The organism is Psychroserpens sp., from assembly GCF_036960315.1.
Lineage (GTDB): Bacteria > Bacteroidota > Bacteroidia > Flavobacteriales > Flavobacteriaceae > Psychroserpens.
Genome location: NZ_JBALVR010000014.1, coordinates 72,451 through 85,861 on the forward strand (window position 1 = coordinate 72,451; position 13,411 = coordinate 85,861).

Sequence of the window (13,411 nt, forward strand, 5' to 3'; positions counted from 1 at the left end):
ATTTCGGAATAAAACATTTGACCTAAAAAAAATAAAATAATGCAAAACAAAGGATTAGTTAAGCTTTTTGCAGTGTTATTTGGATTGGTAAGTATTTACCAATTAGCATTTACATTCAAAAACAACCAAATCGACAACGCTGCAAAAACTTATGCAGAAAGTAAATTTCAAACGCCTGATGAGATTAATGATGCGCAAGTTCGCTACTTAGATTCCATTTCTAATGTAGAAGCTTATAGCATGTTGGGTATTGCAAGCTTCACAGGAAAAGAAGTTAAGGAAAAAGCCATGAATCTTGGTCTTGACCTTAAAGGAGGATTAAATGTGATTCTTCAAATATCAGTAAGAGACATTCTATATGGTTTATCAAATAAAAGTACAGATCCAGCATTCAATAAAGCATTAGAAGATGCCGAAGAAATTCAGAAAGATGCACAAGAACCTTACTTAGAATCTTTTTTTACAGCTTGGGATGCCGTTAAAGGGTCTCAAAAATTAGCGTCTCCAGATATTTTTGCTAACAAAGACTTAGAGGATGATGTTAAATTAACAATGACTGATTCTGATGTTGAAAAAGTATTAGCAGAAAAAGTTGATGAGTCAATCATTTCTGCTTTCGAAGTATTACGTAAACGTATTGATCAGTTTGGTGTAACATCTCCAAATATTCAACGTTTAGGAAACTCTGGACGTGTATTAGTTGAATTACCAGGAGTAAAGGATATCAAACGTGCTACTCAGTTAATTACAACGACTGCACAATTACAATTTTGGGATGTAGTTAAAGCTCAAGACCTAAATGATTTTATCGTTAAAGCGAATCAAACGCTTAAAGCGAAATTAGATACTAGTGAAAAAGTTGAAACAGTTGAAGCTCAAGATAGCTCAGCTACTGATAGTACTATTGATGATTTATTAGGAGAAACATCTACAGATTCTACTGCAATAACTTCAGTGAATCCATTATTAGAAATGATTGTGGATCCAAATAGCCAAGGCTTATTTACGCTTCGATTAGAAGATAAAGAGAAGTTGCTAGAGTATTTAAAAATGCCAGATGTATTGGCTAATCTTCCAGCAGATATGCGTTATACTAAGTTTGCTTTTGGTTTACCTTTCGCAAATGCAGATACAGGAGCAGAGTACATCGATTTATATGCCCTTAAAGGTAACAAGGCACAAGAACCAGAATTAAGTGGTGGTGTGGTTACAGATGCACGTCAAGCTTATACGCAAACGAATAGGCCATCGGTTTCTATGCAAATGAACGCTAAAGGTTCTAAGGTATGGGAAGAAATGACTGGTCGTGCAAATCAAAACCAAAGTCAGATTGCCATTGTTTTAGATAGTATTGTTTATTCTGCACCTACTGCTTCAAGTGGAGCAATTTCTGGTGGAAATACTGAAATCTCTGGAAACTTTACAGTAAAAGAAGCTGAAGATTTAGCAAACGTTTTAAGAGCCGGTAAATTACCTGCTAGAGCTGAAATCGTTCAAGCTGATCAAGTTGGACCTTCATTAGGACAAGAAGCAATTGATAGTGGTACGAAGTCATTCTTAATTGCATTATCTTTAGTATTACTATGGATGATTATGTACTATGGTAAAGCTGGTATTTTTGCGGATATTGCTTTAGCGTTTAACATCTTATTAATCTTTGGTGTACTTTCAGGATTGGGAGCTGTATTAACACTTCCTGGTTTAGCTGGTATTGTATTAACCATTGGTATGTCGGTTGATGCCAACGTACTTATTTTTGAACGAATACGGGAAGAGCTTGGTAAAGGGAAATCGCAAAAAGAAGCCGTTAAAGATGGTTTCGCTAATGCATTGTCTTCAATCTTAGATGCGAATATCACAACAGGTTTAACAGCATTAATTTTATTCGTATTTGGTACAGGTCCAATTAAAGGTTTTGCAACAACCTTATTAATTGGTATTATGACTTCATTATTTACAGCAATTTTTATCACGCGTTTATTGGTAGATTGGTATGTAAACAGTGGAAAGAGCTTAGATTTCTCAACATCAATTACTAAGAATTTATTTAAGAACAATAATATCAACTTCATTAGTAAACGTAAAGTTGCTTATGTGGTTTCTGGTATTTTAATCTTAGTGAGTTTAGGATCGTTATTTACTAATAAACTAGACCAAGGTATTGACTTTGTTGGAGGTAGAACTTATCAAGTTCGTTTTGGTGAAGCTGTAAGTGCTGAGAAAGTTTCAGAAGACTTAACTGCAGTATTCAATAGTGTTGAAGTAAAAACAATTGGTAGTGCAAATCAATTAAAGATTTCTACGAAATATAAGGTTGATGAAAATTCAGTTGAAACCGACGAAGAAGTGAAAACGATGTTGTTCGAAGGATTAAAACCATACTTGCCAAGCGGTGAAACGTTTAAAGACTTTTCCGAAGCAAAAGGCGATATTGGTATTGTATTATCTAGTAAGGTGAGTCCAACAATTGCCGATGATATCAAGAGTGAATCGTTATTAGCAGTCTTAGGATCACTACTTGTAGTGTTCTTGTATATCTTAATTCGTTTTAAGAGATGGCAATTCTCATTAGGAGCTGTAGCTGCAGTATTCCATGATGTGATTATCGTTTTAGGGATCTTCTCATTATTATACAAATTCATGCCATTCAGTATGGAAATCGATCAAGCATTCATCGCAGCGATTTTGACCGTAATTGGTTACTCCCTGAATGATACGGTTGTTGTATTTGATAGAATTAGAGAGGTGCTTGCAGAACGTGCAGGATTTAAAGGTGGTGTAAATATCAACTCTGCGATTAATAGTACATTGAGTAGAACATTAAATACGTCGTTAACAACCTTAGTGGTGTTATTGGCAATGTTCACTTTTGGTGCAGAATCGCTTAGAGGATTATTATTCGCCTTAATTATTGGTGTTGTTGTTGGTACATACTCTTCAGTATTTATCGCAACTCCATTAATGTATGATACTTTAAAGAATAAAGGTATCGCACCTCCAAAAGAGGAAGAAGACAAAAAATAAATGTCATTCACATATATTAAAAAAACCACTTCATTTGAAGTGGTTTTTTTGTTTCTTAAGTTTTTTCTTCAGAGTATTTATCAGTTTGTATGTTTTTTCGCGCAAACTTTTGTTAATTCCTGTATCTTTAATAAAAACTGTTAAAGTCTGTAAACATGAAAAAAATAATACTCTTAATTTTCACGATAGTCTCAATTCATACGTATGCACAGGATGTGGTTATGCAAAATGGAACAATAAATGCATGTTCTGGGATTTTTACAGATTCTGGAGGAGAATTTGAGAATTATTCGAATGATGAAAGCTTTGTATTAACAATATGTCCTGAGGAAATAGGACAGTTTGTACAACTTTCATTTACAAGTTTTGGTACGCAACTCGGTGCAGATAGTATGACTATATATAATGGAGATAATATTGCAAGTCCTTCTTTAGGCGTTTTTTCTGGAGCAAACAATCCAGGTTTAATATCTGCAAACGATAGTACAAGTTCTGGGTGTTTAACTATTGAATTTATTTCAGATGGTATAGGGGATACAACAGGTTGGTCTGCAGATATTTATTGCTTCACTCCTTGTCAAATTATTACATCACAATTAGATACTTCAACACCAATACCAAATACAGATGGTTTTATTCAAGTGTGTGCAGGTGAGGATATTACGTTAAGTGGTAGTGGTAATTTTGAAATTGACGGAGTAGGAGCAACGTATGAATGGGATTTAGGTGATGGAAATACAGTGTCTGGACAAACAGCTACATTCTCATATGATACATCTGGGATATATGTTGTCAATCTGAGGATCAGTGATACTAATACAAGTACTCATCCTAATGGCTGTTTTAATACCAATTTAATAAACCAAGTGATTCAAGTGTCTGGCGTGCCTGATTTTACAGGAACAGAAGCTGCTGATGATACGCTTTGTTTTGGAGAAACAACAACTATTGAAGGTATTGTAAACCCTTTTGCTGTGATTTATAATTGCCCTCCACCTGTAAGTGGTACAACTTTTTTACCAGATGGCTCTGGCGCAGTTTATAGTACTTGCGTAACCGTAAATTGTTTTGAATTTGATGAGGTATTAATAGATGCGTCACAACTTTTGGATATATGTATGAACATAGAGCACTCCTATTCAGGTGATTTAAATATCAAAATCATTTCTCCTAATGGTCAAGAAGCAGAATTATATTCTCAAGGTGGTGGGAATGTTTATTTTGGGGGTGCAAACGATGATGCTAGTAATATTCCTGGAATAGGTGCAGATTATTGCTTTTCTATGTCTGCTACCACATTATTAGCAGAGGCTAATACCATTACTGCTGGGTTTAATCCGCCGGGTGATTCATTTGAACCAGGAACTTATTTGCCTGTCGAATCATTTAATGCTTTGGTTGGAAGCCCGCTTAATGGAGAATGGTGCATTGAAATTATTGATAACCTTGCTATAGATAATGGTTATATATTTTCATGGGAATTAAATTTTGATCCAGATCTTCCGCAGCAAGATTTTTCTTTTATTCCTTCTATTACGTCCCAATCATGGGATCCCAATCCTAGCATAACTGAAACAAATGGCAATACCATTACAGTAGCTCCAAATGCGTCAGGAGAATATTGCTATATCTATAGAACTGTTGACATATTTGGTTGTGAGTTTACTGAAGAAATTTGCATTACTATCGCCGATGAAGATCAACCGCCTGTAACCTATTATGAAGATACTGATGGTGATGGCTATGGTGATACTGGTAATTTTATAATTGAGTGCTCTGATTTTCCGCCAATAGGATATGCACTAAATAATTTAGATTGTGATGATACTAGTGATACAGTTAATCCTGGAGCACCAGATACAGAGGGAAATGGCGTAGATGAAAACTGTGATGGTGTAGATGGGATTGCTTTAAGTATTGAAGACCAAATTTTGGCCAATATATCTGTATTTCCAAATCCGTTTAACGCAAACATAACAATCAATTTGCCTTTAGGTTTGACTGGAAATAAAATCGATATCAATATCTATGATTTAAATGGTCGTATAGTTTACAATAAAAGTCACGCTATTGTCGATAGTAAAATAACAATCACTAGCTTAAATGATTTGGCTAAAGCTCCATATTTTATAAAAATATCAGATAACGAAATTGGATTCACTGTAATTAAAAAATTAATTAAACTGTAACGAGTAAGAAATTTTTATCACTTTAGAGATATACAAAATTTCTTATGCTGAAAAAAACGCTTACTGTTTTATTGATGTTACTTTTTTCAATGACTTAGACTCAAAGGGGAGAATAACAAAAACCCGTAACATATTAAAAGGAATATACAGACATTATTTTTTACCGGGATTAATATAACTTACGATTATGGAATTCCTTTTAACAACGGAAACTTGAATAATGTGAGTTGTCACAAAGTAGGACTAAGCTTTAATCTTGATAGACGGGGAATGGATCACTTATAAACTAATGATCAGAAAACTCTATTTTATCTCCTTTTTCTAAAGTCCATTCGTCACTCAATCCGGAATTAACTTCAAGAACATACTTTGCTTGGCCTTCAGAAGGTAAAGACGTTTCGTCAAAAGGCTTAGCGTTTTTCTGAATACTAACGATAGTTTTGTCTTCAGCGATGTAGATAATATCTAATCCAATTTCAGTATTCTTCATATAAAACGAACGGTAATCTATATCAGGAAAAATAAACAGCATCCCCTGATTGGTAGCCATGCTTTTACGATACATTAAACCTGTTTGAGTCGAGTATTCGTCATCTGCAATTTCGATATCCAAATTGACTAAAAGTGAATCTGACGCCGCTTTTCTTAACTGAAGCTCACCTTCCTTTTCAAATATAATCTTCACTTCCTTTACTTCGGAAGATTGACGCTCTTCCTTGCATGATGAGAGTTGCAAAGCAGCGATTCCGAAGACACTTATAGAAACGATTTTTAAAAATGGACGTTTCATTATTAGCTCAGTTTCGTTTTAGGCTTATAAACAAACATAAAATACAAACCGATTAAAATAAACGGAATACTTAACACTTGTCCGGTATTCATAAATGAGACATAATCATCTCTGCCTTCTACTTGTGCTTCTTTTACAAACTCAACAAAAAATCTAACGGTCCAAAGTAAGACAAGAAATAATCCAAACAAAAAGCCTGATTGTTGTCTTTTATTGGTTTTCCAATAGAAATATAACAGAATTAGAAATACGAAGATATAACTACCTGCTTCATACAATTGTGCTGGATGTCTAAAAGGAACTTTCTCTAGAAGTTCAGCATATTTAGAGTTATTTCCTACAGCTGCATAAGCTTGTTTAACATCTTCGATGCCAGTAGCTTTTACAATTTCATACTTATTATAATGGTCTTGCACAAAACGAACGCCTAGAGATGATTCTGTGATTTTTCCAATAATTTCAGAATTAATAAAATTTCCTATTCGAACAAAAACAGCACCCAATGCCACAGGAATAACAACAAGGTCTAATATCCATATCAATGGTTTTTTTAAGATTTTCTTGTTGTATAAATACATAGAGATAATCATCCCAATAGCTGCACCATGACTCGCAAGTCCTTGGAAGCCTGTAAATTCAAATCCGCCTGCAAATTTAAAAGGAAGAAAGATGCTAAAAAAGTCTTGCGTAATCAGTTCACGTTGATAAAAAAGCACATGACCTAAACGTGCGCCGAGCATAATCCCGATAACCGAATAAATAAATAAAGAATCTAAAGACTCTTTAGTTTGTTTTTCGTTGTTATAGATGCGTTTCATGATGTTGAACCCAAGTATAAATGCGACAATCCACATTAGACTATAGAAGTGAAGTGTGAAAAATCCTAAGTCAAATCCTTTAGATGGATTCCAGACCATTTCGAGAGCAAGCATAAAATTGGTTTTTGTTGGGCTAAAGATAGTATTTATGAATAAAATACAATACGCATTAGGATAGTTTTAATCTTCTTTCTCAGGAACTGGGTCATAGCCAGATCTTCCCCAAGGCGACGGAACGAAATAGAAAATGTACAGTGTACATTTTTAGAGAACGTGCGAGCTGGCGCATTGGTAATTTTTAGTTGTCATCCTTCTCAGGAACTGGATCATAGCCAGATCTTCCCCAAGGATGACAACTAAAAATACGTCTTAAGGCTAATTTTCCACCATTCCAAAGCCCGTGTTTTTCTAAAGCTTCTTTAGAATAGTGAGAGCATGTTGGTTGGAACCTACATGTTGCAGGAGTCAATGGAGAGATTAAAGTTTGATAAACTTTGATTAGAAATAAAAAAGGAGCAACTAGTATGCGTTTCATGACTAGTTGGTCGTAAAAGTAGTTCCATCCTTGCCATCATTCAACTGAATGCCTTTTGCTGCTAACTCATCACGAATTTTATCAGACATAGCAAAATCTTTATTTGCTCTTGCTTCTTGTCTTAATTGTATGAGTAGTTCTACAGCTCCAGCTAATTTATCGCTTCCTGTGTCGGCTTTGGTAACATTAACCAATCCTAAAACATCAAAGGTGAAATCATACATGGTTTTCTTCAAGAGCTCTAAGTCTTCCGAAGTTAATGATGCACCTCCAACTTTAATTTGATTCATTTGTTTTGCAGCTTCAAAAAGATGTGCAATTAAAATCGGTGAATTAAAATCGTCGTTCATTGCATCATGGCATTTTTGACGCCATTCAGAAACATTAAATGTGGATGTGCTTCCAGATTTCAAATCATCTAACAAATTAATAGCATCCATTAAACGATAGAAGCCTTTTTCACTTGCCTGTAAACCATCATCAGTTAAATCTAAAACGCTTCTGTAAGAGGATTGTGCATTAAAAAAGCGAACTATGCTAGGAGCGTATGCTTTGCTGAAAAAACTATTGTTTCCAGATAATAATTCATCAGGATTAACCGTATTTCCTGTGGATTTAGACATGCGTTGTCCATTAAGTTGTAGCATATTAGCATGCATCCAGTAATTGACAGGCGATTGTCCTTTTGCTGCTTCACTTTGTGCGATTTCACATTCATGATGCGGAAATTTTAAATCCATTCCTCCGCCGTGAATATCAAAATTATCACCAAGATATTTGGTGCTCATAGCAGTGCATTCTAGGTGCCAACCTGGAAACCCGTCACTCCAAGGAGAAGGCCAGCGCATAATGTGTTGAGGTTCGGCGCGTTTCCAAAGTGCAAAATCCTGTGGATTCTTCTTGTCAGTCTGTCCGTCAAGCGCTCTTGTATTATGTATTAAATCCTCCAGATTACGCTTGCTTAGTTTTCCGTAGTCGTTAGTTTCATTAAATTTATGAACATCAAAATATACAGACCCATTAACCTCATATCCAAAACCGTTATCAATAATCGTTTTGATGAGTTCTATTTGTTCAATAATGTGTCCAGTTGCTGTAGGCTCTATACTAGGTGGTAGAAAATTAAACGTCTTTAAAACATTGTGAAAATCGACCGTGTAGCGTTGCACAACTTCCATCGGTTCAATTTGCTCTAAACGTGCTTTTTTTGTGATTTTATCCTCACCAGTATCAGCATCATTTTCTAAATGTCCAGCATCTGTAATGTTTCTCACATACCGCACTTTATAACCTAAATACTTCAGGTAACGAAACACCATATCAAAAGACATAAACGTTCTTACATTTCCTAGATGCACATTGCTGTAAACCGTAGGGCCACATACGTACATGCCGACATAACCGTCTTCAATAGGTTGAAACGTTTCTTTTTTTGCGCTTAGCGTATTATAAATTTGAATCTTTTGCTCTTTGTACAAATGCATAAAGTGACGATTTAAAAATGCGTTGATTAGATTAAAATTTTTTAATATTCAAAGCTAACATTTTATTTTTTCTTCGGAAGAGTGGAAACCTAAAAAGACGTATCCATTTTAATGTAGTCTAAAAACTCTCTTTTGGTTTCTTTATTTTTGAATTTCCCACCAAATTCTGAAGTTACCGTACTACTATCAACATCTCTTATACCTCTTGAATTGACACATAAATGCTTAGCATCAATAATACAAGCAACATCTTCGGTGTTTAATACTTTTTGGAGTTCTTTTACAACTTGAATAGTCAAGCGTTCTTGAACTTGAGGTCTTTTTGCAAAATAATCTACGATTCGATTCATTTTAGAGAGCCCAACAACAGTTCCGTTAGAAATATAAGCTACATGCGCTTTACCAACAATTGGTAAAAGGTGATGTTCGCAAGTTGAGTATACCGTGATATTTTTCTCAACAAGCATCTCTCCATATTTATATTTATTTTCAAAAGTTGATGCGCTTGGCTTTTGGTCTGGATCGAGTCCGCCAAAAATTTCATTTACAAACATCTTTGCTACTCTATTTGGTGTTCCTTTTAAACTATCGTCAGTTAAATCAAGACCTAAAGTTTCTAAGATGTGTCTCACATCATCTTTGATAAGGTCTACTTTTTCAGAAGAGGTTAACTTAAAAGCATCACGACGTAGAGGTGTTTCTGAAGAAGTCCCAACATGATTATCGCCAACAGCATCAATATCTTGTGTGTGTTTATCTATTTTCATTTTTCATATTCCGTAAAAACGGAAATTCATTTTAATTAAAATATAGTTCTTTTATTTAAAAAGAGAGTGCAAAGATAAGCAATAAAAAAAAATGATAATAGGGTAGGTGTTTTTTAATTTAAGATGTTATATGCCTATAATCGGCATGTATGTACATGATATCCAATTTAACAGTTTGTTTACTAAAATTTTCTTAAATTCCGCATCCAATAAATATAAATAATCATGAACTCAAAATTACTGTTCCCTCTAATGTTGTTCTGTGCTTTACTGGCAACACCTACAATGTTTTCTCAATCTTCAAATCAATCCAGAAAACAAAAAACAGTTAACTATAACATCAATGTAAATAACCCTTTAAATAGCTCCGAGCTAGCCCAAATTAATCAGGTTTATGGAAGCACAGCAAATATAAATGTCTTGAGCATTCCACAGCGATTAAAGGATATTAAAAATATTTTGCGTAATCGAGTTGAAATAAAAAATATCCCAAATCCAAGCGATCAAAAGGCATGTACTTTATTATCTGATGTGCCTTTAATGGATTATTATGTTAATGATTTGCAACGAGACACGAATTTTAATCCACAGAATTTTAATCCGTTAAAATATTTATTCAATTTTTATTCCAACGGCGGAACACATATGTATAGAGTAGATAATACCAGTTACTTTATTGTTATCAAATCTCAACATAAATAAAATATTAATTAGCCATTTATAATTTTCAGTTATGAAAAAAGCACTACTCATATTTTTCACATTATTTTCATTACAAACTTATGCGCAGGATGTTCTTATGCAAGATGGAACTGTAACAACCTGTTCAGGAACTTTTTTTGATACAGGAGGTTCAGGAGCTCCATATTCAAGTGATGAAAACTTAGTTTTAACTATTTGTCCTGAAAACCCAGGACAGTTGGTGCAATTAAATTTCACAGAATTTAGTACGCAATTAGGAGCGGATGTCATGACCATTTATAATGGTGATAGTGTGGCAAGTCCGCCTTTTGGTACTTATGATGGTGCTAATACACCAGGTTCTGTAACTGCTACAGAAGACAATGGATCAGGTTGTATAACCATTCAATTTGTTTCAGATGGAGCAGGTACAATAACAGGGTGGGCTGCAGATATTTCTTGTTTCACACCTTGTCAAGTTATTACTTCACAATTAGACTCAGCTAGTCCAGCACCAAATGGTGATGGTTATATAAGAGTTTGTCCAAATCAAGAAATCACACTTACCGGTAGTGGTAATTTTGAGTTTGATGGCACAGGAGCAACATATGAGTGGGATTTAGATAATGGAAATTTCGTTGATGGACAAACAGCAACATTCTCATACGATACTCCGGGAGTATATATCGTTAATTTAAGCGTTAGAGATGCAAATACAGATTCAGATCCTTTAGGATGTGCAAATACGAATTTAATTAATCAAGTGATACAAGTGGCTACAGAACCTGACTTTACAGGAACTCAAGCTGCAGATGATACGTTGTGTTTTGGAGAAACCACAACGATTGAAGGTGTAGTAAGCCCTGTGCCTTTTGTGAATGATTGTACACCACCAGTTAGTGGAACAACATTCTTGCCAGATGGTTCAGGAGCAGTTTATACAACTTGTATTACAGTAGATTGTTTTGAATCTGACCAATTACTAACTGATCCAGCACAGCTTATTGAGATATGTGTGAATATGGAACATTCTTATTCTGGAGATTTAGATATAAAAATTATTTCACCAAATGGCCAAGAGGCCGATTTATTTACTCAAGCTGGTGGAGGAACGTATTTTGGAGGCGCTAATGATGATAATTCTAATACGCCTGGAATTGGCGCAGATTATTGTTTTTCTATGTCTGCAACAACACTACTGTCAAATGCACCTACAGTAACAGCTGGTACAAATCCACCAAATAATTCATGGGAACCTGGTACTTATTTGCCTGTTGAATCTTTCAATGATTTAGTTGGAAGTCCGTTAAATGGAGATTGGTGTATAGAAATCGTTGATAACCTTTCTATTGACAACGGATATGTGTTTTCTTGGGGATTAAATTTTGATCCTAATATTCAACCACCAGAATTGTCATTTACACCTGTAACCGTATCTGAATCTTGGGATGCAGATCCTTCGATAACTAATGTTACTGGAAATACAATTACTGTTGCACCATTAACAGCTGGAACACATTGTTATACTTATAGAGCAGTTGATGACTTTGGTTGTGAATATACCGAAGAGGTTTGTATCACAATGGAAGAAGAATTATTGGCAGATGTTAGTGCAGTTACAAATCCAATTTGTAATGGCGAAGATGCTCAATTCCAAATTACTGGCTCTCCAAACGGAACAGTAAGTTATACCATTAATTCAGGTGCTATACAAACAGTAGTTCTGGATGCTTCAGGTGTAGCTATAGTTACCTTAGGGGTTCCTGCCGTTGATCAAACTTTTAGTCTTATTGATATTACTGTCGGAGCTTGTACACTTACTTTAAGTGACGATAGTGAAACAATCCTTGTTGGTCAAGTATTTGATACTTCCTTTACGATGACGCCAACTTGCGATGGTGGCACTGCAACAATTACTGGTGATGCTGGAGGTGTATTTTCTTTTGAAGACCCTCAACCCACTGATGGAGCTGTAATAGATCCAGTAACAGGTACAATTACAAATGGTGTTTCTGGAACAACTTATACGATTTTGTATGAATTTGTAAGTTCTTGTACCCCAGGAAATACGGTAACAGTTACCGTTCTCCCTGCTCAAGACGCAGGCTTTACATTGACACCAACATGTGATGGGGCTACAGCTACAGTAACAGGTGATTTAGGTGGAACATTTTCTTTTAACCCAATACCTGTTGATGGTGCGATTTTAGATTTGTTAACAGGAACAATCACTAATGGTACTCAAGGAGCTACTTATACCGTTGTGTATTCAGTAGTTGGTGCTTGTCCAGTGTCATCTACAGAAACAGTGACAGTTTTACCTTTTGAAGATTCTAGTTTTACATTGACTGCTACTTGTGAAGGCGCAACTGCAGTTATTACTGGAGATGCTGGTGGAAGTTTTGTTTTTAATCCAGTTCCAACAGATGGGGCTACAATCAATGCTTCTACAGGGTTAATCTCTGGAGTATCAGGGACAACTTATACAGTAGAATATACAACATCAGGACCATGTCCAGAAACAACTAGCGAAAGTGTATCTGTTTTACCTTCGGAAGATTCTTTATTTACATTGATTCCAAGTTGTACAGGTGCGACAGCTACTATTACTGGAGATATTGGAGGAGTTTTTGTATTCAATCCAGTTCCAACTGATGGAGCAACAATAGACGCGGTAACAGGAGAAATTACTAATGGAGTTTCTGGTATTTCATATACTGTAGAATATACAACTTCGGGAGCATGTCCTTCAACAACGTCTGTATCTGTAACTGTTTTCCCTGAGGATAATTCAAGTTTTACAATATCACCTACTTGTGATGGAGGTACTGCAACAGTTTCAGGATTACCTGGTGGAACATTTGCATTTAATCCAAATCCAGGTGATGGAGCAGTTATTGACCCATCTACAGGAACCATAACAGGAGGCCAATTTGATGCAACTTATACTGTAGAATATACCACAAATGGTATATGTCCTACAACAACAACGCAATCAGTGATAGTCTTTTCTCAGCCTATCGTTATTGCTCCAACCGCTTTAGCGGTTTGTGACGATGGTACACCAGATGGCATAACAAGTATAGATTTAACATTAAAGAATGTAGAGGTTACAGGTAACAA

At 35.2% G+C, this 13,411-nt stretch carries 9 protein-coding genes; 4 read left to right on the forward strand and 5 right to left on the reverse strand.

Translation table 11 applies throughout. From position 1 onward, the window contains the following. Nucleotides 1–39 precede the first annotated feature (39 nt). Nucleotides 40–3,024, forward strand: coding sequence for a protein translocase subunit SecDF (gene secDF, locus V7719_RS17630; protein WP_335731267.1), 2,985 nt, complete (start codon nt 40–42; stop codon nt 3,022–3,024). Between the two features lie 155 nt (nt 3,025–3,179). After that, nucleotides 3,180–5,213, forward strand: a complete 2,034-nt coding sequence (locus V7719_RS17635; protein ID WP_335731268.1) for a PKD domain-containing protein — start codon at nt 3,180–3,182, stop codon at nt 5,211–5,213. 286 nt (nt 5,214–5,499) lie between these two features. On the opposite strand, the gene V7719_RS17640 is transcribed toward V7719_RS17635, so the two are convergent. The 5 genes from V7719_RS17640 to folE all read right to left on the reverse strand — a co-directional run bounded on the left by V7719_RS17640 (nt 5,500) and on the right by folE (nt 9,607). After that, nucleotides 5,500–6,003, reverse strand: coding sequence for a DUF192 domain-containing protein (locus V7719_RS17640; RefSeq protein ID WP_335731269.1), 504 nt, complete (start codon nt 6,001–6,003; stop codon nt 5,500–5,502). A gap of 2 nt (nt 6,004–6,005) precedes the next feature. Continuing rightward, the gene (gene lgt, locus V7719_RS17645) at nt 6,006–6,935 is read right to left on the reverse strand and encodes a prolipoprotein diacylglyceryl transferase (RefSeq protein WP_335731270.1); all 930 of its coding nucleotides are present in this window, start codon (nt 6,933–6,935) and stop codon (nt 6,006–6,008) included. Between the two features lie 184 nt (nt 6,936–7,119). Beyond that, nucleotides 7,120–7,356 carry a membrane protein insertion efficiency factor YidD gene (yidD, locus tag V7719_RS17650; protein ID WP_335731271.1) on the reverse strand — a complete coding sequence of 79 codons (237 nt, stop codon included), beginning with the start codon at nt 7,354–7,356 and terminating at the stop codon, nt 7,120–7,122. Between the two features lie 2 nt (nt 7,357–7,358). Continuing rightward, on the reverse strand, nt 7,359–8,840 hold the full coding sequence (gene cysS / locus V7719_RS17655) for a cysteine--tRNA ligase (RefSeq protein WP_335731272.1): 1,482 nt from the start codon (nt 8,838–8,840) through the stop codon (nt 7,359–7,361). Nucleotides 8,841–8,929: 89 nt separating this feature from the next. Further along, nucleotides 8,930–9,607, reverse strand: coding sequence for a GTP cyclohydrolase I FolE (gene folE, locus V7719_RS17660; protein ID WP_335731273.1), 678 nt, complete (start codon nt 9,605–9,607; stop codon nt 8,930–8,932). Nucleotides 9,608–9,832: 225 nt separating this feature from the next. Between folE and V7719_RS17665 the strand changes: the two genes are divergently transcribed. Together V7719_RS17665 and V7719_RS17670 are read left to right on the forward strand one after the other, a co-directional pair. Further along, nucleotides 9,833–10,309 carry a hypothetical protein gene (locus tag V7719_RS17665; RefSeq protein ID WP_335731274.1) on the forward strand — a complete coding sequence of 159 codons (477 nt, stop codon included), beginning with the start codon at nt 9,833–9,835 and terminating at the stop codon, nt 10,307–10,309. Between the two features lie 31 nt (nt 10,310–10,340). Then, nucleotides 10,341–13,411: PKD domain-containing protein (locus tag V7719_RS17670; RefSeq protein WP_335731275.1), on the forward strand; the 3,071-nt coding region annotated here is incomplete at its 3' end.